Genomic DNA, 18,395 nt, shown 5'->3' on the forward strand with positions numbered 1-18,395 from the left:
GCGTGTCCGGCTGTCCCTGCCCCATTGCGTTTCACCCTTCCTCATCGACGTCTTGGCCCGCCCGTCGACCTTCACTGGACTACAGTAGAACGATCTATCAAATGGGGGAGCGATGCCGGAAATCGAGCTGTCGGCCGGACCGATCGACTACCAGGACACCGGCGGTACCGGGCCGGTGCTGGTGTTCGCCCACGGTCTGCCGATGAACGAGACGCAGTGGCGCAAGGTGGTACCGCTGTTGGACGGATATCGCTGCGTCCTGCCCACCCTGCCGCTCGGCGGACATCGCCGACCGATGAACCGGGACGCCGACCTGTCCCACCGCGGTGTGGCACGGCTGCTGGGTGAGTTCATCGAACGCCTGGACTTGGAGGAGGTGACCCTCGTCCTGAACGACTGGGGCGGTGGCCAGTTCCTCGTTTCGGAGGAGCAGGGGCGGAGAGTCGCGCGGATGGTCCTGGTGGCCTGCGAAGCGTTCGACAACTTCCCCCCGGGGCCCGCCAAGGCCATGGCCCACGTGTGCCGGGTCCCCGGCGGCGTCCGGCTGCTGACACGGCTGATGCGCATCCCCTCGTTCCGCCACAACCGCAACGGATACGGCGGGATGAGCCTGCGCGGCATCCCGGACGAGATCATGGACGACTGGTTCACCCCCGCGACCCGCAGCAAGGCCATCCGCAGGGATTTCGCCAAGTTCGCCACCTCGGCGCCCGACCGAGCGACCCTCCTGGCCTGGAGCGAACAACTGCGTGACTTCGACCGCCCCGTACTCGTCGTCTGGGCGACCGAAGACCGCCTGATGCCCCGCGAGCACGGCCCCCGACTGGCCGAGCTCTACCCCCAGGGCCGGCTGCTCGAGATCACCGACTCGTCCACCCTCGTCCCCGAGGACCAGCCCGAACAACTCGCCGAAGCCCTCACCGACTTCCTGACCACCACCGGGGCGAAGCCGCACCGGCGCGCAGGCTGATCACGGGGTTCGCGGCGGGGGGCGTTCGACGGGTGCGACCGGTGTCCATGGCCACCCCGAGCACACGGGGGGGCGCTCCGTGGCCTCGTACTCCAGCCGTAGATCGTGATCTGATCTACGCTGCGACCTGCGGCCGGCGCATGATCTTCAGGTTTCGCACACCGATGATCAGCGGTGGCCGTCCCCGTCCCCCAGCCGGTCCCCCGGGGAGATCGCACTGTCCGGCTGGAGCACCAGGTCGCGCTGATACCAGGTGCCCGGTTTGCCGCCGAGGTGGACCGGGTCCGCCGGGCCGACAGGGACGAACCCGGCTTTGGTCAACACCTTCCGGGACGCGGCATTCTGACGGGCGGTGGCCGCCCGCAGTGTGCGCAGCCCGTACGTGACCGCCGCCAGTCGGCACAGCTCCCGGACGGTTGCGGTCGCCAGGCCGCGGCCGGCCGCATGCTGCGCGACCCGGTAGCCGAGTTCCGCGGTGTGGTCTTCGATGTCGATCAGGTTGAACCTGCCGAGTATCGAGCCGTCCTCGGCGACAAGCACGTGGAAGGCGCAGATGCCGGCCTCCTGCTCAGCAAGCAAGGCGTTGTAGCGGTCGGTGAACCGGTCGAAAAAGCCGTCGCCGCGGTCGGTAACCGAGGCAGCGAAGTAGGCGCGGTTCGCCAGCTCGAAGAGCAGGACCGCCGGGGCATGACAGGCATGCAGCCGCTTCAGCTCGGGCACCGCCCGACCCTACCCGCGGCCGGCCGGACGTTCGGGGCCGGCACCATGGGACTTCACACAGGCTCGCCCACGTTCTCGGCGACAGACGCAACCTGCCGCGAGTCGGCGTCCACGACGGGCGGCTCCCACAGGTCGCCGCATGCAATGCGCTCAGTCGGGCAGCCACGACTCTGGGTGTCCAAGGCCCCGACCAGGTCGGACGCTCGCCGCTCGACCAGGCCCGCCACATCGGCGCCCCGACCTCACTGGTCGAAGCTGGGCTTCGCTGAACAGGCACGCGAACACGTTGCTGCCGCCGTCGCAGAGAGCGCCGCGACCAACCGCCGGCACGTGACGGGAGACGGCCTCGTGGGCCTGGTAGGCGTGCCGCGTATGCGGGTACTCGACCGGTGACTCTGAGATGAGGACTCATGGACGATCCACCGACCCCCAGCGGCACCGACCTGCCCGCCGTCGAGGCGGTACGGCGGCACCTCCGGGAGACGCACCTGCGGCCGAAGGGGCAGCGACCCGCCTCCACCGCCCGAGGGTTGCACCACACCGCGCTGATCAGCAGCGACGTCGAGCGGACCATCGGCTTCTACCAGGACCTCCTGGGCTTCCCGCTCACCGAGCTGATCGAGAACCGGGACTACCCCGGCTCCTCACACTTCTTCTTCGACATCGGCCACGGCAACCTCTTGGCGTTCTTCGACTTCCCCGGCCTCGACGTCGGCCCGTACGCGGAGGTGCTCGGCGGGCTCCACCACATCGCGATCTCGATGGAGCCCGACCGCTGGACCGAGATCGTACGCCGCTTCGACGAGGCCGGTATCGACTACGTCATTCACAGCGATGTGTCGGTGTACTTCCGCGACCCGGATGGTGCTCGCATCGAACTGATCGCCGACCCGCTCGGCGAGATGTACGGACAGAAGGTGCTGTGATTTTCCCCGTACTGCCGCTCGGCGCCCTTCACCCTCGCGGCAGCACGGTCAGCACGCGGACGACATGTTCGCGGAACTCCGCCATGAAGTCGCCGAGGAACGCGGCAGTCGACTCGTCCCTGACGTCGCCGTCGTCGCCGAACACCTCCGGCGTGAACTTGATGTACGCCTCGGGTGCGGTCATCTGCCGGGCGTTGCAGAACGCCATCACCGCCCTCAGGCTCTGCTGGGCGACCGCGGTGCCGATCTGTCCGATGGAGGCGCCGATCATCGCGGCGGGGATGTGATCGAAGGAGTTCTGCCCCCAAGGCCGCGAGGCCCAGTCGATCGCGTTCTTCAGCGCACCCGGAATCGACCGGTTGTACTCCGGCGTCACGAACAGCACGGCGTTCGACCGCGCGATCGCCGCCTTCAGGGCGAGGGCCTCCGCCGGGTAGTCGCTGTCGTAGTCAGGGCTGTACAACGGCAGATTCCCGATCGGGATCTCGGTGAATCGCAAGTCCTTCGGCGCCAGCCGGATCAGGGCCTTGGACAACACCCGATTGATCGAAGTCGAAGACAAGCTGCCGACGAAGTAGCCGACGTCGTAGGTATCCATCAGACACGCCTCACAGGGGTCGTTAGGAGAGGGTCGTTGGGAAAAGCCTGCCTGGGTGACACAGGCTCGCTCGATATGCTACAAAACGGCACAATATGCCCAAGGGTAATGCGACGACCGTACCCGCCGACGGACGCGAACGTCCTCAGCCGCATTTCCGTGCCGCTCGTCATTGCCGGTACTCACGTCGCGACCGCCGCGGCAAACCCCTCGGCACGACAACCGCTCCTTGGAGGCACCATCCCGGTCGGGCGCCGCCGTCAGGTTTCGGTGTCGGTGCGCGCCAGAATGCCTTTGAGCAGCCCCGTGGCCTGGCCCACCTCGATGAGGTAGCCGTCCGGATCGCGCATATAGCAGCGCAGCTCGGCGCGCCGGTCGATAGGCGGGGTGAGGAACTCCGCCCCTTTGGCTTTCGCCGTGGCATAGAAGTCGTGGATGTCAGCCACGCGTATGTTCAGAAAGCTGGAGACGGTGTTGGGGTCGTCCGGTGTGCGCAGGACGACATCGGGTTTGTCGTCGGTGGGCCCGCCGCCTGGGTTCATGATGATCCAACTATTGGCGGCCTTGATGATGCAGGGGTTCTCTTCCAGCACCACCCGTCCACCCAGCACGTCGGCGTAGAAGGCCCGTGAGCGGGGGACATCGCTGACCGTGAGGAAGTGCGTGAGCACCATGCCCTCGGCCGGCGTGGGAAGGTCGTCGGCTGCGGCGCCGGCAGACGTGACGTCGGACATGTGTCGAGCGTATGGCGCGCGAGGCTTGGCGGCATTCTCAGGCAGAGCGCCTCCTCATCGGGAAAGTGCATCCGGTCCGTGTGGGGACAGGAACAAGGATCTCGGCATCCTCGCCATCTCTGGTCACAGGCGGTTACCACTCCGTGATCACCGACTGGTGCCGAGCCGTGTGAAGCCCGAGGTCCTCCCGGGGGCTGATGCGCACCCGCTCGCCGTGGGCGTGCGCGAATTCCGCGTGGAACGCCATCGATGCGCGGGCGCGGCCGCCGTACGGCAACTGCCATTCGGGTCCGACGAGTTCGGCCTGGTCCACCGTCCTGCCCGGCGCCGCACACTGGGAACCCACCGTGGACAAGGCCATCGGCAGGGTCGACCGGGCTCGGACCGCTTTGGGACCCACCGCTCCCCGTACCGGCCGCTCACAACGGTGTACGACAAGCCGTACAGCGGGCCTTCGGAACGGCCCCCTATGCCCCTGGCCTGCGACAACACCGTTGGCGCGCCGCCTGCAACGCGTCGGGACGCGGAAAATCCCGCACTCGTCCTCCGCGCTCCGGGCAGGATGCCCGTGTGCCTCACGTCTTGGGCGGGCTCGCCGCCAATGCAGCCCTGCCGTCCGAGCTGGTCGACCAGCTGATATCCATCGCGGACGACGACATCGCCATGGGTCTCGCCTGTCGCGCGGACCTCAGCCGTGTACAGGCCGTCGCGTTGGCCGAGCGCGTCGACGGGAGCGCGGTACAGCTCGCGTACGAGGGTCGGCTGACCGCAGCGGATGTCGATCCGTCAGTCTGGCCGGATGCCGCCCTCGCCCTGCTCGACCAGGGGGCCGGCCGCCCGGAATGGGCGCGTCTCCTCGCGGTGGATCCGGACCGGGAGCGCCGGGAGAAGCTGGCGGCCTGCCGCGGCCTCCCGTCCGACGTGGTGGACACGCTCGCGGCCGACCCGGACGTACGGGTCGTCGCCGAACTCGCGCTGTGGACCACCGCGGACGTGGCCGAGAGACTCGCGGCGCATCCGCACGCCGAGGTCCGCCGCGCGGTGGCGGGCAACGAGGAGACACCCCCGGCGGCACTGGCAGCGTTGGTGACCGTGGGGACACTGCCTGAGGCACGAAGCTGCCTGGTCTGTGACCGCGAGGAAACCCCCTTCGTTCATCATCCGCAGAGCCCGAGGCCGGACTGTGATCTGCTGCCGGGCGCCTCCTGCGACGGCTCCCACGAGTCCACCGTCCACGACATGCGTGCGGCGGCGATCCGTAACCCCGCCACCCCCGTCGAAGCCGTCTCCGGCTTCGTGGAGCATCCTTCGATGCTGTTGCGCTGGGCTCTCGCCGCCCGCCAGGACCTGTCCCCGCAGGCCTTCGCGCGGCTCGCTGCGGACCCCCATCCCGGTGTCCGCGCCGACCTTGCCGAGAATCCCGCCATCGACGATGCCCTGATCCGTGCGCTGGCCGACGACCGTGACCTCGACGTGCGCCGCAGGCTCGCCCGCCATCCCCGCGTACCGCTCGACGTGCTCACCCGCCTGGCCCGAACTGCCAAGATCGGAGCCACTCTTCTGCCTCGTATCGCCGCCGCTTCTCCTTCCGAGGTCGTAGAGCTGGCCACGTCACGGGACCCGGCCGTCCGCATGCTCGTGGCCCAGCGACGCGATCTGCTGCCCGAGATACGCGACCGGTTGGCCGACGACCCCGACGCGAAGGTGATCAAGGCCCTCGCTCCGCACCCGGGCCTCACCGAAACGCGGTTGCGCGCCATGGTCGACCGGCACGGTGTACGTGTCCTGGCCGGCGTGGCGACCAACCCGGACGCGACCCCAGCACTGCTGGAGAACCTGGTCCGGCACCAACCACCCGTACAAAAGGTGTTCCGTGAGGTCGCCCGGCATCGCGGGGCGACGGCCTCGGCACTGCTCGCATGCCTGGCGGACACGCGCGCAAGACGCGTGGCCGCCGGCAACCCAGCGCTTCCGCCACCGGTCATCGCTGAGCTGCTCGCCGACGCCGACTGGCGGGTAGCGGAAGCAGCGGCAGCCAACCCGTCCCTGCCCCCCGCCGTGATGTCGGCCCTGGTGATCCAGAGGAGAGCCGCGGCAGCTGCCATACGGACGCCCGCCACATCGCGCCCCGGGCACGCGACAACCGGCGGATGCTCGGAGATGCCCTGACTGCTGCGGGTTCGGTCGACTCTCCGACACTGTGGTGGCACGGGTCGTACGGCGACCGGCGCTGGGCTCGTGCCACCGGCGCGGAGCACACGATTTCGGAGCACGAGAGCGGGCTTGAGTCTCCCGTAAGGGGAGAGGTGAAGGTGAGGCCATGGACGACGGCACCCACTACTCGATCGGTGAACTGGCTCGACGCACAGGGCTGACGGTCAAGACCATCCGCTTCTACTCCGATCGCGGCATCGTGGTGCCGGCCGACCGCACCCCCGCCGGCTATCGCCGCTATGGTCCCGACGCCGTCGCCCGACTGACCCTGGTGCGGACGCTGCGCGAACTCGGACTCGGCCTCGACGTGATTCGGAAGGTCGTGGAGCGAGAGCTGACGCTCGGCGACGCTGCGGAACAGCATGCAGCCGCGCTGGAAGTGCAGATCACCACCCTGCGGCTGCAGCGGGCGGTGCTGCTGGCCGCGGCCAGGCGCAGACCCACCCATGAGGAGATGGAACGCATGCACCGGTTGGCCCAGCTCTCCCAAGCCGAACGTCGACGACTGATCGATGGCTTTCTCGACACGGTCTTCGAGGGGCTGGACGGCGGTCCCGGCCGGCACGCCGCGGCCCGGCGCTCCATGACACCGGAACTACCCGACAACCCCACAGACGCACAGGTCGAGGCATGGGTGCAGCTGGCGGAACTGGCACTGGACCCGGACTTCCGCGGCCGTATGCGGGAAGTGACCGAGAACTGCTCGGCAGACCTCTCCGGAAGCGGCTCCACACCACCGCGCCCGGGTGTCGTCGCCGTCGCCCGTGACCTCGCCGCAGCCGCCGTCCAGTCGGGTATCGCCCCGGAAGCGCACCAGGCCGACCCCGTCGTCAGGGAGCTGACCGCCCGCTGTGCGCGCTCCTCCGGCCGCCCCGGCGACACCGAACCCGACCTGTGGCTATTGCAGCGTTTGGAGGCCGTGAACGATCCGCGCCGAGACCGGTACTTCCACCTGCTCGCGGTCATCAACGACTGGCCGGCCCCGCAGCCTCTGACACCGGCACTCGACTGGTGCGTCACGGCGTTGCGCATACGGGCAGCAGGGTGACATGCGCAAACCGGCCGCCCGCGGCCGCGCCGGAGATGCCCTCGGCGGCCGCGGGACCGGGACCGGTCCCCATCCCCGTCCCCGTCCCCGTCCCGCCGGCATAGCGGACGGCGGGACGGGGAGTGCGCAATGCGCACACGCGGGGTTGGCAATGGCCCGACCGCCCGTCCGGGCCTGCGAGGACGAGGCCGCGAGGCGAGCGCACCACCCCGTCGCCCTCCCCTGGGCGCAGGCGGTCGGGAGACAAGGCGGAGGAACCGGCTGCCGGTACCGGCCGAGCCCTGCGGATGGCGGAAGGCGAATGACGGAAGCCGGATGCCGGATGCCGGATGGCCCTCGATCGCGCCGTGCGGTCGAGGGGCCTTCCCGGGTCGGTCGGACGGGCGGATCAGCGCAGTCCGGCGAAGAGATCGTTCTCGGGTACGGGCGCGCCGGTGGCGTCCTGGACACGTACGAAGGTCTCCATGCCCATCAGCTCGCCGAACCGCTCCTTGCCCATCCTGAGGAAGAAGATGTTCTCGCCCTGACTGGCGTGCGCGGCCAGCGAGTCGAACTTCTGGCCGCTGAAGGCGGTGGTGTCCACCCAGGTGGTGATCTCGTCGTCGGGCAGGCCGATCTTGGCCAACGCGGCCGCCTCGGCGGGATCCGGCTCCGGCATGTCCTCATGGAACTCGCGCATGATCTCGCCGAAGCGCTGCATCATCGAGCGCGGCACCGTGGTCCAGTACACCTTCGGTGTCAGCTCGGTCATCTCCAGCGCCGCCATGGTGATGCGGTGTGCCTGGATGTGGTCGGGGTGGCCGTAGAAGCCGTTCTCGTCGTAGGTGACGACGACATCAGGTCGGTAGTGCCGCATCAGTTCCGCGAGCCGGGTCGCGCCTTCCCGCACGGGGGTCTGCCAGAAGGATCCGGGGGCGTCGTTGCTCGGCCAGCCCATCATCCCGGAGTCGGCATAGTCCAACATCTCCAGATCGCTGACCTTGAGGACGTCGCAGCTCGCCTCGAGTTCTTGACGGCGCATCCCGGCGACCGCCGCCGGATCGTGCCCGGGATCGCCCGGCTTGATGCCCCCCGGTCCGTCACCGCAACCGCCGTCGGTACACGTCACAAGAACCGTGCGGATGCCTTCCGCCGCATACCGCGCGAGGACCCCTCCGGTTCCGGTCGCCTCGTCGTCCGGGTGGGCGTGTACTGCCATGAGCGTCAAGGGCCGGTCAGTCATGAAACAGTCCTCCTGCGGAAATACGTCTTGGTCCAAGTGCGCGGCGGGCGTACCGCGACCCTGGGCCCGGTTCCAAGTGGGGCGGACGACCTCGTGGTCTCCGTCCTCCCCGCCCGTGCGGCGCCGGTCCCTCTCCAGGTGCAACCGTCCCGGCCGGACCGCCTGTTCCCGGTGCGGCCACTCGGCATCGCAGGAGTCCGCGTTTCCACGCGAACGAGGAACATCGGCGCGAGGGGAAGGCGTCGTCGTCGAGGGTGCGGAATGGAGCGAGAGCGGTCGGCGGCGACGCTCCGGAGAAGGCCGATCGGACTGCGAGTGTGTTCGGCCGGACCGGGAGCCGCCGAGGCTCTGAGCAACGGTTCACGCGGGTGTTCCCGTCGCCGTCAGGGTGTGGGTGATGTGGTCACTGAGGTGCGGCAGCCAGTCCGGCCGCGCGTTGCCGAGGAGGTGGTCGCCGTGCGGGACGGACAGGTAGGTGCCGTGCGGCGCCAGACGGGCCAGAGGCTCTCCGTTCGTCACGCCGGGAATGACGTCCTGGTCGCCGTCCACGACCAGCAGCGGGGCCGCGATGCGGGGGGCCGACTCGTTGATCGCGGCTGCCGCACATGTCGGCCGAGGCCACCGGACCGTGGCGTGGCGCCCCACCATCCGGAAGTGATCGGTCCTGTCCGGTGCGGGCTGCCGCGCGAGCAGCGACCGCGCACCTACCCGTCGCCGACGGCCGACCCGGTGGAGGAGGCGGGCACGCCGAGTGCCGCGTCGGCGGCGGGCGACCGGACCGAAGGAAATTCGACATCCGCCCGCGCCTGCACACGCTCGTCCAAGCCACTGGACGTCTACGGCAAGACCACCTCGACGCCAATCTCCCGAAGGCCGGCAACGGTCATCGCGAAGCAATCGCTCGGCGTTCCCCCCACCGGGTGGTACGGGTACCTCAGCCTCGGCGCCGCAACCTGCCAGTCGTTCCAGACCACGGTGAACGGCGGGATCGCACCCGCCCCTCCCTTGAAGGAGTCCCAGAACCAGAAGAAGCCGGCACCGTAGGAGCCACCAGGGCCGTTGATCGCCTCGCCGAAGGCCAGGTAGAAGCTGGTCAGGTCGGTGATGTAGCGGCCGTCGAGCTGGTAGGTCCGGTGCTGTGCGTCGGGCCCGGTTCTCCGCGGTTGCCGGCACACGAGACTCAGCCAAGCCTCGCGGCCGTTCGGTGCGTACGCCGCCCATCGATTGTTGGTCTCGGGCCTGCCCAGACACCATCGCTCCCAGATGGGGCGGGCCGCGACCGTCGGTGCGCTCCAGAGCGTCCCCGAGACCACGACGTCGTGGGCCTCACCCGACCGCCGAGGTGTGCCCACTTCCACGCCACAGATCAGTTCCCCCGCGAGAGGTCGCCCCTGGGTGTCGAGCATCTTGATCGAGAGGTCTACTTGTTCCTTCCGTGCCTGGCCGGCGACTTCGGCGAGGGCGGGTGTCGGAGTGCACTTCCTCAACGTGATCGCCCTGTGACCGGGATTGCTGCCGTAGAAGAAGCCCGTCACGTCGGCGCAGAAGGCCAGGGGTATCTCGCCCGACTCGTCGAACAACGCGAAGCGCGGCCCGTCACTCATGTGCCTCCCGGGTGGTTCCAGCTCTGCAGGGTAGGACGTCGGTTGGACAGCTGCCACAGGGTTTTCGTCCTCGGCCCGGGAGCTGACGGACTCCCTTCCGGACGGGCTGTGGGAGATCTCCGAGCCGCTCGTCCCAGCGTCGAAGGTGCGGCCACAGGGCGGCGGAGCGCGGGGCACGCCTGATGAGACGCTGTTCGCGGCGATGAACCACCGCTACGAACGCCATCCCTCCGACTACCGGGCTTTCCGCGGCCTCGCCGTAGCCGTCTGCTGCTTCGAACGACTCGACCGCCTCACCACGCGGGACCCCTCTCAGGAACCTTCGCCATTGCCCCCACCTGCTGAAAGAAGCTCGCTCACCTCATCGTTCGGGACACGGTCCTGTTGGCTCACAGCGGTGACGAGGGTGGAGGAGATGTGGGCCAGGGTGGGGTCGGCGGCGATGAAGAACGTTTCGACTCCGGCCAGTTCGTGGTTCATGCGGGCCATCGGCATTTCGTACTCCAGGTCGGCAACGCCGCGGACTCCGCGGATGACGACGTCGATTCCGGCTCGGCGGCAGTAGTCGACCAGCAGGCCGCCGGTGTGGGAGTCGACCGTGACGTTGCTCAAGTCGGCTGCTGCCGCGCGGAGCCGGTCCAGCCGTTCCGTGACGGGGAAGCGGCCGACCTTGTTCGCATTGAACATCACGCACACGACGACCTCGTCGAACAGCAGGGCCGCGCGCCGGAGTACGTCCTGGTGCCCTTGAGTGACCGGGTCGAAGGATCCTGGGAAGAGGGCTCGCATGATCGAAAAGAGTAACAAGCGGCCTACCCCGGTAGGGAATTGCCAGGGCGATCTGCCGCGACCGCGTCGGCATCCCGAGGACCACGATCGGCCCGCCGCATCGTGAGTCGGCGCCGAGTCGGCGTCACGCGCGGTGCCGGTCCGGCCCCTCGGTCGCGTGTCGGTCGGAGATGCGGGCTTCGATGCCGTCGAGGAGGAGGTCGAGGCCGATCCGGAAGGTTTGGTCGGCTTCCAGGTGGGGTCCGTCGCGTACGACCGTGGCCAGGGCCGGGAATCGGCCGGTGGCGAAGGTCCGTTGCAGATAGGGCCCGAAGGTGGCTTGCCACTGCTTGATGTCCATCCCGGAGAGCCGCTCGGCGCGCCGCTCGGTGATCTCCCGGCGTACCGCGCCGATCACGTACGCGTTGACCGCGGAGACCGCCGGTACGACGGTCTCCAGGTCGATGCCGTCCATCCCGGCCAGTACGGCTTCTCCGGCGGCCAGTGCGTTCGGGCCGAGCTGGGGGCGTCCGCCGATCAGGTCGGCGAGCCATTCGTGCCGGTGGGTGGCCTGCCGGGTGGTTTCGGCGAGGGAGCGGAGCACTTCGCGCCAGCTGTCGCCGACGGGCCGGATCTCGGTGTGGACCGTGTCGACCATCAGGTCGAGCAGTTCTTCCTTGGTGGCGATGTAGCGGTACAGGCGCATCGGTCCGACGTCCAGGACCGCGGCGACCTTGCGCAGGGAGACCGCGTCCAAGCCGTCCGCATCGGCGAGTTGGATCGCCGCGTGGACGATCCGTTCCCGGCTCAGCGGGGCGGGCATCGGTCGATCCGGCGGCTCCGGCCGCTCCCACACCAACATGCCGATGACAATACAGCGCTGGCCGGTGATACAGTGTATTGGTCGATACAGTGAATCGAAGGGGGCGTGGCTGTGGACATCGCCATTGTCGGAGCCGGCCTGGGTGGCCTGGTCCTGGCCCGGGTGCTGCATGTGAACGGCATCGACGCCGTCGTGTACGAACGTGAATCGTCACGCGGCGCGCGCGGTCAGGGCGGCATGCTCGACATCCACTCCGGCCAGCGGGCGCTGCGCGAGGCGGGTCTGATCGATCAGTTCCACGCGATTGCCCGTGGTGAAGGCCAGGACATGCGTCTCCTCGAGCCGGACGGCACCCTGCTGCTCCAAGAGGACACACCCGACGACGCCCCGCTCGATCGGCCCGAGGTCGACCGCGCCGACCTGCGCGGCCTGCTGCTGGATTCCCTTCCCGAAGGCATGGTGCGCTGGGGGCACACGTTCCAGTCCGCCGGCGACGGCGTGCTGCACTTCGCCGACGGCACCAGCGCGGCGTACGACTTGCTGGTCGGGGCGGACGGCGCGCAGTCCCGGGTTCGCGCGCTGCTCACCGACGCCCGGCCGGCGCACATCGGCCAGAACGTCGTCGAGGTCGGCATTCCCGACATCGACCGTACGCACCCCGACCTCGCGGCGATGGTCGGGCGCGGCACCTACTGGGTGCTCGGCGACGGGCTGTCCCTGGCGGCGCAGCGCAACGGCGACGGCCGCGTCCGTATCGGCCTCAGCTTCTACAACACCGCCGAGGACTGGTTCGCCACCAGCGGGATCCCGTTCGACGACCCGGCCGCCGCCAAGGCGCGGCTGATCGACCTGCTTCCCGGCTGGGACCCGCGGTTCACCGCCCTGATCGAGGCCTGCGACGACACGGTCGTGCCACGGACGATCACCACCCTCCCGGTCGGCCTGACCTGGCCGCCGGCGCCTGACGTGACGCTGCTCGGCGATGCCGCGCACCTGATGCCGCCGGTGGGAGAAGGCGCCAACATGGCGCTGCTCGACGGTGCCCTGCTCGGTCTCGCACTGGCCGAGCACCCGGACGACCGTCCCGCCGCCGTCAGAGCATACGAACGCGAGATGTTCGCACGCACCAGCGCTGCCGCCCGGATGTCCACGGACATGCAGGAACTGCTGACGTCGCCGGACGCCGCCCAGAAGATGCTGGCGTTCTTCCGACCTGGCTGAAGGGCAGCGGCGTCCGGCGGGGAGTCCGGTCGGCCCGGCGCCTGCCGGTATGGGGCCGCGGGCCGCCCTCGCGGTACGGCGCCCCCCGCGAGGATGGCGGCCTCCCTCGGGTTGAGGACGGGCGTGGCCGTGTCCACACCGAAGAGGCCGACGGCGGCCAGGGCGACGGTTCTGTCCGTCAGATCATGGGATTCCGTACGCCCCTCCCCCGCGGTCCTCGCCAAGACGGCGATGGCGGCGGCGAGTTCGGCGCAGTGGCCATCACGAGGCGGACGGCTGCCTGTTCCAGCTCGAGCCACCGGCCCTTGCCAGGGCCGTGGGCGGCAGCGCGATATCGAATGTCCCCGGACCCGCCCGGCGCTCTACGCTCGACGCGTGATGTCCGTCGTCCTCGCCTGCGTCGTCCCGCCCGTCACGGCCGTACTGTACGGGTCGCTCGGCGTGCGTCGCCGACGGGAGGCACGGTGGCGGCGGACGCTGGCCGAGCGGTACGCCGCCGCGACGGCGGACGATCCGTACATCGGCACCGACGAGCTCTGGTGGCCCGAGGACGACGTCCAGGCCTGTGCCGCACGGCTGGTGCTCGACGGGCTGGTCACCGTCAACCACCGCGGCAATCTGGGCCTCACCGCGGCCGGCGCCGATCCCGAGCGCAGGGCCGGGCATCCGCTGCCGGACGCCCTGCTCGCCGCCCTGCGGCGCCGTACCGCGTCCGCCGCCCTGGGCAACCTGCTGGTGCACGACACCGCCTTCCGTGCCGCCCGGGCGGAGTTCCACGCGGCGGTGCGGGCCCGGCTGGACGCCGGCAAGCCCCGTACGCCGCGCCCTCCTGGCTGTCTGACGGTCGTGGGCGTCCTGCTGCTGGTGCTGGAGTTGACCTTCACAACGATGGCGCTGCTCGACCACCGGCCCCGCGGAACGGTGGACTGGACGGCGTCCGTCCTCGTCGGCGCGGCACTGCTCGCGCAGTTCCTCTGGCTGCATCTGTCCGAACGGCGGGGCGACGCGGAAGCATGGCGGTGCGATCCCTCGGCCGGATATCCGGAGCGGGCGGGCGTTCACCCGGCCCTGACCGAACTGGCCGCGAGCGACCCGGAATCCGCCGCCCGGCTGCGCACCAGCAGGCTACGCCAACGCCGACGCCGCAACCGGGGCCGACGGCGGCGCGGGAACGCCGGCGCCGGGGTCTGAGGCCAGTACCTCCTCGCCCGCGCCATCATGGGCGCCGTCGACGGATCCCCGTCGTAGACGGCGACCGAAGAGCAGGAGGCTCGTTGAAGTGGGCATGGTGAGGTCTGGGCCGGGTGAGTTGATCGCGACGTCGCACCGGGTCACGAGGTTGTGACCGACGGCGATCGCTGAACTCGTTGCCGAAGCGATCTGCCAGCCCGCATCGGACCGTCCGAACGCGCACCCCTGTCACAAAGTGCCAGCCGGTTTCGTCTTCCTGCGCCACCGGGAGGAGCATGGGAGATGAGCTGGCAAAGGAGGCCGCAATGAAAACCGGAGCCTCGGACTACGACCGCTGGCTGTACTCCCACACGCCCTCCCAGGCCGAGGGCGAGCGCGACGAACCAGCCGAGCGCGCGGCCATGCAGCACCCCGATGTCCCCAGGACCGAACCGTCCCAGGCGGAGGGCGAGCGGCGGGAAGACGCAACCGCCGATCAATGATCGATGAACGGTGCAGGGCCCCGGTATCGCCTCACAGGGTCCCGGGGCCCGACAACACGGCTTCCACGCCGTGATCCTCGACATCGCCGCGCGGCAAGGGCACCTGCCACTACGAAGTCCGGGCTCGTGCCCCATGCGTGCGAGATCTGGCAAGATCCACTTGTGAGCCGATCCATGGTGACTTTGCGCAAGCCCGCACTCGACGACTGGCAGGCCGTGCACTCCTGGGCCGGCCTCGAGGAAGCTTGTCGCTACCAGCCTTGGGGACCGAACACCGAGGACCAGACGCGCGAGTTCGTGCAGACCGCCGTCGAAGCCTGGTCGCACGCCCATCAGGAGAGATTCGTCTACATCGCTCGGTTCGAGGACGAACTCGTCGGCATGGGTGAGCTGCACATTCGTAGCCGTCGCCATCGTCAGGGCGAAATCGCCTACATCGTGCACCCGAAAGCCTGGGGGCGTGGCGTGGGCACGGCGATCGGGCAAGAGCTACTGTCGCGCGGGTTCGGGGAACGGGGACTCCACCGGATCTACGCGACCTGTGACCCCCGCAATCTCGCGTCGTCCCGGTTGCTGGGCAAGCTCGGCATGACGTACGAAGGGCGGCATCGGCACACCGCGTTGATCCGGGACGGCTGGCGGGACTCCGAGATGTTCAGCATCCTCGAAGCGGAATGGCGGCCGAGCCCCAGCGGTGGATTGTGATCTTGCCGAATCATCGGTGCGTGAAGGCCAACCATCCTGCGTAGCAGGTCGGTGCGGCGGCCAGGCTGAGGACGACGGGGAAGCGCGAGCCCTTTCGTAGGTATCGGACGGTGAGCCAGGCGATCGACCGTTCACTCTTCCAGCGGTGCCGACCGGGGCGTTCGCCGGACTCGGCCGGCAGCAAGCACCACTTGATCGTAGATCGGCACGGCACCGAACAGGCCGGTTCGTTCGCCGACCACGGCTACGACTACCGGACTGGGAAAGACCCGCTGGGTCGTGGAGCGGACCTTCGTCTGGCTCCACCAGTTCAAATGACTCCGGAACGCTACGAGATTCGCGGCGACGTCCACCTCGGACTGCTTCAACTCGCCTGCGGCATCATCTGCTTGAGACGGCTTCGAACCTCACTCCGAAACGATCAGTAAGCCTTGATCGGTGCGGCCGACCTGGCGGCCTGCTCGATCTTCGCGCAGTAGGCCGCACGGGCTTCCTCGTCGATCGGCTCCTCGTATTCCGGGCGCAACCCGGTCCGGCCGTCGAGGCCCTCGCGCAGGATATCGACGTGCCCGGCATGCCGGATGGACTCGCCGAGGACATGGACCAGGACGGCGAACAGGTTCGTGTCGGCATGAGGCTGCGGCCACCACGGCACGTGGCCGGGGGCGTCGAGGGGAAGCTCGTTGATCGTCGCGTCCGAGTGTTCCCACGTGCGCCGGTAGAACTCGATGATCTGATCGTGAGTCTCGTCCTCGGCCGCCCACAGATCGCTGCCGTCGGAGTCCTGCCACCGGGGCAGCGGTTCCGGGGAAGGGCGGTCGAAGACCTCGCCGAAGTACCTGGCCTCGACGGTGGCCAAGTGTTTGATCAGGCCGAGGAGGTTGGTCCCGGTCGCTGTCAAAGGTCGGCGGGCGTCGTATTCGGACAAGCCGTCGAGTTTCCAGAGCAGCGCCTCGCGGTCCCGGCGCAGTCTCCCGTGCAGGTTGTCCTTCGCGAATTCATCGATCATGCGGCATGAGCCTGCCATGGGCTGCTCGTGGTCTCAAGATCCCGTACCTGGTCCGCAACGACTGACAGAGCCGAGGCCTGCCCATGGCCGCCGCCCTGACCTGCTACAAGAAACTCGCGGAACTCGCCGCGTGAGACAACCCCTGAGGCGAGTATGGCGAGGTCACCGATGTCCGGCATCCGATGGCGACGCCAGAGTCTGAGCCGTTGACGAGTCGGCGTGCGCTCCGGGAGCACTTCACCGTGCCGCCGGAGGTCAGGGAGTCCTTGCCGAAGAGGCGGGTCGTCGATGTCGTCGTTCGCGAGGACCGGCTCTCGGAACCCCGCCGCCTGCGGCTGCTCTCCGCAGCCGCTCACCTCGTCACCACCGGACGGGGTGTCGCATCCTGCGCCTCGCAGAGAACTGGCCCTGGACCGGCGTAATAGCCGCGGCCGTACAACGGCTCGCGGTCCTGCCGAACCCCGGCTGACCAGCAACTACTCGTCCCTGCGCGCAGCACACACAACCGGAGCCGTGGAACCTGGCGCCCACCCGACGCGACAGGCGGGCCATCAGCCTGCCCACGAGCAGAAAGGGTCCGTCATCAAGCCGACGGACCCTCGTGCAAGATCGAGGTCAGGCTGCCTCCCAGCTGAAGCGACCCTCCAAGCGGTCCGGGCTGAGGTACGCGTATCCGTAGCCGTGAGGGAAGTTCAGGAAGTACTGCTCTTCGAGGTCGGTGCCCGCCAGACAGAACTGCCCGATGAAGTCGAGTGGCTCCCCGGTCCCGGGGTGCACTGGCCAGGAAGGCTCGCCCAGCCATACGGGGTCACCGCCCACCTTGGGACCAGGCTCGGCAATGGGCTTTGTGACGGCGTGGAACGTCATCGCCGACCGGGGCAGATACCCGGCATCGTACGGGCCGTCGGTCCCCTCGACAGGACGTGGCAGCAACCTGCCCGGACTGCAACCGCCAGCTCCGACGCATCGGGTTGGGGGCCGAACTCTCCATTCCGGGCCGAGGGCGGGCATCGTCGGCCTGGGCCAATGACGGATGTGTGGTCCCGCTGGGCTCTGCTGCTTTCGCCGTGCTTCCCCGGTGTCCCCCGAGAGTCTGGCGCGACCTCTTGGTTCAAGCCCTGGCGCCGGCCGTGTCGCCTCGGAGAAGCTGCGGCCCATGGACTGGATGCCCCTGCTCTCGACGCTGGCCGGTGCTGCGATCGGCATTACCGCCACGCTGCTCGCTGACCGCAATCGATGGAGGCGCGAGGAAGCACGGCACGCGTCGGAAGTGCGACGCGAGGTGTACACGGAATTCGTCTCCGCCCTCAAAGCCGCGGGTGAGGAGATACGGGCCGTCGCGTTGGGCGACCACATGTCCGAGTCGGCGCGGGACACCGCCGTGCGGGAGGCTTTCCGTAGTACCGGGCTGTACACGGTGAGTGAACGCCTCTGGCTCGTGGGCGCACCGCACGTGGTGGCCGTCGGCAACGAGGCGTTCCACAGCTTGCGCCGGCTCCGCGATGCCTACGCAGGGGGCGTGGCTGTCGGTTCCGCCGACGACGCGCCTCTGATCGCACAGCGGCGCACGGCCATGGCCAAGATGCGCCGCCTCATGCGGGAGGATCTGGGCGTGGGGCCGCTTGATTTCGAATGACGGCCGGACTGGAGGGTCCTGCCTCTTCCGGCCGAGTCGCCGGGGCTTCCTCCCCCATGCTTCGAGGGCACGGGGGTGTCGTGGGTGAGGAAGCCAGGTCAGGCTCGCGGGGCGCCCTGTCGTGGGAGCGGCTGTGGTGCACCGGCCAAACCTGGATCAGGCTTCTGCCGTTGGTGTCGGCCGTGGATGTCAGGCAGGCCGAGGAACGATGCTCACCGCGCGGTAGTCGTACCCGTCCTGCTTGAAGCCAGGGGCCTCCCATGTGAGGTCAACCTGCTGTCCGGGGGACAGATTGCGGAAGCCGGCCGCCTGGATGTTGGAGTAGTGGCCGAAACAGCCGCCGGGGGTAGCAGGGGAGTCGAGAACTCCCCACCCTTCCTCGTCGTACCACTCACGGACGGTTGCAGTCACCATGCGCGCAAGCCTACGGCCTTCTCCGCCGCGACGGGATCGGCACCTCAGCTCGGGAAGCTGCGATCACTTGCGGCCCCGTCCCACCCGGTGCGCTTTCACCACCCCAGATG

21 protein-coding genes and 3 pseudogenes are annotated in these 18,395 nt (G+C 69.0%); 11 read left to right on the forward strand and 13 right to left on the reverse strand.

The window, feature by feature from the left end:
- Positions 1–112 precede the first annotated feature (112 nt).
- Positions 113–970, forward strand: a complete 858-nt coding sequence (locus IE275_RS39850) for an alpha/beta fold hydrolase (RefSeq protein ID WP_189717591.1) — start codon at positions 113–115, stop codon at positions 968–970.
- Positions 971–1,138: 168 nt separating this feature from the next.
- Here IE275_RS39850 and IE275_RS39855 read toward each other — a convergent pair whose 3' ends face one another.
- The gene (locus IE275_RS39855) at positions 1,139–1,690 is read right to left on the reverse strand and encodes a GNAT family N-acetyltransferase (RefSeq protein WP_189717592.1); all 552 of its coding nucleotides are present in this window, start codon (positions 1,688–1,690) and stop codon (positions 1,139–1,141) included.
- Between the two features lie 410 nt (positions 1,691–2,100).
- On the opposite strand from IE275_RS39855, the gene IE275_RS39860 reads away from it, so the two are divergent.
- Positions 2,101–2,616 (forward strand): VOC family protein, encoded by a 516-nt coding sequence (locus IE275_RS39860; protein ID WP_189717593.1) that lies wholly within the window; start codon positions 2,101–2,103, stop codon positions 2,614–2,616.
- Between the two features lie 28 nt (positions 2,617–2,644).
- Here the strand turns inward: IE275_RS39860 and IE275_RS39865 are convergent, their stop codons facing one another.
- The 3 genes from IE275_RS39865 to IE275_RS39875 all read right to left on the reverse strand — a co-directional run bounded on the left by IE275_RS39865 (position 2,645) and on the right by IE275_RS39875 (position 4,294).
- On the reverse strand, positions 2,645–3,214 hold the full coding sequence (locus tag IE275_RS39865; protein WP_189717594.1) for an NADPH-dependent FMN reductase: 570 nt from the start codon (positions 3,212–3,214) through the stop codon (positions 2,645–2,647).
- A gap of 260 nt (positions 3,215–3,474) precedes the next feature.
- Entirely contained in the window at positions 3,475–3,948 is a 474-nt protein-coding gene (locus IE275_RS39870; RefSeq protein ID WP_189717595.1) for a VOC family protein, read from the reverse strand.
- Positions 3,949–4,081: 133 nt separating this feature from the next.
- Positions 4,082–4,294, reverse strand: coding sequence for a hypothetical protein (locus IE275_RS39875; RefSeq protein ID WP_189717596.1), 213 nt, complete (start codon positions 4,292–4,294; stop codon positions 4,082–4,084).
- Positions 4,295–4,518: 224 nt separating this feature from the next.
- Between IE275_RS39875 and IE275_RS39880 the strand changes: the two genes are divergently transcribed.
- A complete protein-coding gene (locus IE275_RS39880) occupies positions 4,519–6,117 on the forward strand; it encodes a hypothetical protein (protein WP_229871068.1) in 1,599 nt (532 codons plus the stop codon).
- Positions 6,118–6,268: 151 nt separating this feature from the next.
- Entirely contained in the window at positions 6,269–7,210 is a 942-nt protein-coding gene (locus tag IE275_RS39890) for a MerR family transcriptional regulator (protein ID WP_189717597.1), read from the forward strand.
- A gap of 388 nt (positions 7,211–7,598) precedes the next feature.
- Here the strand turns inward: IE275_RS39890 and IE275_RS39895 are convergent, their stop codons facing one another.
- From IE275_RS39895 to IE275_RS39905, 3 genes are all read right to left on the reverse strand, one after another.
- Positions 7,599–8,432: a PIG-L family deacetylase gene (locus IE275_RS39895; RefSeq protein WP_189717598.1), complete on the reverse strand. Its 834-nt coding sequence runs from the start codon at positions 8,430–8,432 to the stop codon at positions 7,599–7,601.
- Positions 8,433–8,792: 360 nt separating this feature from the next.
- Positions 8,793–9,080 (reverse strand): alpha/beta fold hydrolase, encoded by a 288-nt coding sequence (locus tag IE275_RS39900; protein ID WP_229871072.1) that lies wholly within the window; start codon positions 9,078–9,080, stop codon positions 8,793–8,795.
- 188 nt (positions 9,081–9,268) lie between these two features.
- The gene (locus IE275_RS39905) at positions 9,269–10,036 is read right to left on the reverse strand and encodes a barstar family protein (protein WP_189717599.1); all 768 of its coding nucleotides are present in this window, start codon (positions 10,034–10,036) and stop codon (positions 9,269–9,271) included.
- Between the two features lie 82 nt (positions 10,037–10,118).
- Here IE275_RS39905 and IE275_RS39910 point away from each other — a divergent pair.
- A pseudogene (locus IE275_RS39910) lies at positions 10,119–10,241 on the forward strand (IS5/IS1182 family transposase); the annotation flags it as partial.
- A gap of 107 nt (positions 10,242–10,348) precedes the next feature.
- On the opposite strand, the gene coaD reads toward IE275_RS39910, so the two are convergent.
- Both coaD and IE275_RS39920 read right to left on the reverse strand, forming a co-directional pair.
- Positions 10,349–10,825 carry a pantetheine-phosphate adenylyltransferase gene (gene coaD, locus IE275_RS39915; RefSeq protein WP_189717600.1) on the reverse strand — a complete coding sequence of 159 codons (477 nt, stop codon included), beginning with the start codon at positions 10,823–10,825 and terminating at the stop codon, positions 10,349–10,351.
- A 124-nt stretch (positions 10,826–10,949) separates the two neighbouring features.
- Complete coding sequence (locus IE275_RS39920) at positions 10,950–11,627, reverse strand: TetR/AcrR family transcriptional regulator (protein WP_229871075.1); 678 nt, start codon at positions 11,625–11,627, stop codon at positions 10,950–10,952.
- Positions 11,628–11,738: 111 nt separating this feature from the next.
- Here IE275_RS39920 and IE275_RS39925 point away from each other — a divergent pair, with 111 nt between their 5' ends.
- Positions 11,739–12,848, forward strand: a complete 1,110-nt coding sequence (locus IE275_RS39925; RefSeq protein ID WP_189717602.1) for an FAD-dependent oxidoreductase — start codon at positions 11,739–11,741, stop codon at positions 12,846–12,848.
- An 86-nt stretch (positions 12,849–12,934) separates the two neighbouring features.
- Here the strand turns inward: IE275_RS39925 and IE275_RS46330 are convergent.
- A pseudogene (locus tag IE275_RS46330) lies at positions 12,935–13,147 on the reverse strand (2-oxo acid dehydrogenase subunit E2); the annotation flags it as partial.
- Between the two features lie 76 nt (positions 13,148–13,223).
- Between IE275_RS46330 and IE275_RS39935 the strand changes: the two are divergent.
- The 3 genes from IE275_RS39935 (at position 13,224) to IE275_RS39945 (ending at position 15,226) form a co-directional block, all read left to right on the forward strand.
- Entirely contained in the window at positions 13,224–14,039 is an 816-nt protein-coding gene (locus IE275_RS39935; RefSeq protein WP_189717603.1) for a hypothetical protein, read from the forward strand.
- 305 nt (positions 14,040–14,344) lie between these two features.
- A complete protein-coding gene (locus tag IE275_RS39940) occupies positions 14,345–14,521 on the forward strand; it encodes a hypothetical protein (protein WP_189717604.1) in 177 nt (58 codons plus the stop codon).
- Positions 14,522–14,683: 162 nt separating this feature from the next.
- Positions 14,684–15,226 carry a GNAT family N-acetyltransferase gene (locus tag IE275_RS39945; RefSeq protein WP_229871077.1) on the forward strand — a complete coding sequence of 181 codons (543 nt, stop codon included), beginning with the start codon at positions 14,684–14,686 and terminating at the stop codon, positions 15,224–15,226.
- 421 nt (positions 15,227–15,647) lie between these two features.
- Here the strand turns inward: IE275_RS39945 and IE275_RS39955 are convergent, their stop codons facing one another.
- Entirely contained in the window at positions 15,648–16,235 is a 588-nt protein-coding gene (locus IE275_RS39955) for a DinB family protein (RefSeq protein ID WP_189717628.1), read from the reverse strand.
- Between the two features lie 308 nt (positions 16,236–16,543).
- Here IE275_RS39955 and IE275_RS46335 point away from each other — a divergent pair.
- A pseudogene (locus IE275_RS46335) lies at positions 16,544–16,704 on the forward strand (IS1380 family transposase); the annotation flags it as partial.
- Between the two features lie 146 nt (positions 16,705–16,850).
- Here the strand turns inward: IE275_RS46335 and IE275_RS39960 are convergent.
- A complete protein-coding gene (locus IE275_RS39960) occupies positions 16,851–17,102 on the reverse strand; it encodes a hypothetical protein (protein ID WP_229871079.1) in 252 nt (83 codons plus the stop codon).
- 289 nt (positions 17,103–17,391) lie between these two features.
- On the opposite strand from IE275_RS39960, the gene IE275_RS39965 reads away from it, so the two are divergent.
- Positions 17,392–17,871 carry a hypothetical protein gene (locus IE275_RS39965; protein WP_229871081.1) on the forward strand — a complete coding sequence of 160 codons (480 nt, stop codon included), beginning with the start codon at positions 17,392–17,394 and terminating at the stop codon, positions 17,869–17,871.
- Between the two features lie 189 nt (positions 17,872–18,060).
- Here the strand turns inward: IE275_RS39965 and IE275_RS39970 are convergent, their stop codons facing one another.
- Complete coding sequence (locus IE275_RS39970) at positions 18,061–18,285, reverse strand: cold-shock protein (RefSeq protein WP_189717605.1); 225 nt, start codon at positions 18,283–18,285, stop codon at positions 18,061–18,063.
- Positions 18,286–18,395: the final 110 nt, after the last annotated feature.

The sequence above is a fragment of the Streptomyces phaeofaciens genome, from assembly GCF_014648915.1.
GTDB classification, from domain to species: Bacteria; Actinomycetota; Actinomycetes; order Streptomycetales; family Streptomycetaceae; genus Streptomyces; species Streptomyces phaeofaciens.

Coding starts and splice junctions, on each gene's coding strand:
- IE275_RS39965 (WP_229871081.1), top strand. CDS start 17,392: ATGGACTGGATGCCCCTGCTCTCGACGCTGGCCGGTGCTGCGATCGGC.
- IE275_RS39970 (WP_189717605.1), bottom strand. CDS start 18,285: ATGGTGACTGCAACCGTCCGTGAGTGGTACGACGAGGAAGGGTGGGGA.
- coaD (WP_189717600.1), bottom strand. CDS start 10,825: ATGCGAGCCCTCTTCCCAGGATCCTTCGACCCGGTCACTCAAGGGCAC.
- IE275_RS39895 (WP_189717598.1), bottom strand. CDS start 8,432: ATGACTGACCGGCCCTTGACGCTCATGGCAGTACACGCCCACCCGGAC.
- IE275_RS39920 (WP_229871075.1), bottom strand. CDS start 11,627: ATGCCCGCCCCGCTGAGCCGGGAACGGATCGTCCACGCGGCGATCCAA.
- IE275_RS39905 (WP_189717599.1), bottom strand. CDS start 10,036: ATGAGTGACGGGCCGCGCTTCGCGTTGTTCGACGAGTCGGGCGAGATA.
- IE275_RS39865 (WP_189717594.1), bottom strand. CDS start 3,214: ATGGATACCTACGACGTCGGCTACTTCGTCGGCAGCTTGTCTTCGACT.
- IE275_RS39960 (WP_229871079.1), bottom strand. CDS start 17,102: ATGACGTTCCACGCCGTCACAAAGCCCATTGCCGAGCCTGGTCCCAAG.
- IE275_RS39900 (WP_229871072.1), bottom strand. CDS start 9,080: ATGGTGGGGCGCCACGCCACGGTCCGGTGGCCTCGGCCGACATGTGCG.
- IE275_RS39860 (WP_189717593.1), top strand. CDS start 2,101: ATGGACGATCCACCGACCCCCAGCGGCACCGACCTGCCCGCCGTCGAG.
- IE275_RS39890 (WP_189717597.1), top strand. CDS start 6,269: ATGGACGACGGCACCCACTACTCGATCGGTGAACTGGCTCGACGCACA.
- IE275_RS39870 (WP_189717595.1), bottom strand. CDS start 3,948: ATGTCCGACGTCACGTCTGCCGGCGCCGCAGCCGACGACCTTCCCACG.
- IE275_RS39955 (WP_189717628.1), bottom strand. CDS start 16,235: ATGATCGATGAATTCGCGAAGGACAACCTGCACGGGAGACTGCGCCGG.
- IE275_RS39940 (WP_189717604.1), top strand. CDS start 14,345: ATGAAAACCGGAGCCTCGGACTACGACCGCTGGCTGTACTCCCACACG.
- IE275_RS39850 (WP_189717591.1), top strand. CDS start 113: ATGCCGGAAATCGAGCTGTCGGCCGGACCGATCGACTACCAGGACACC.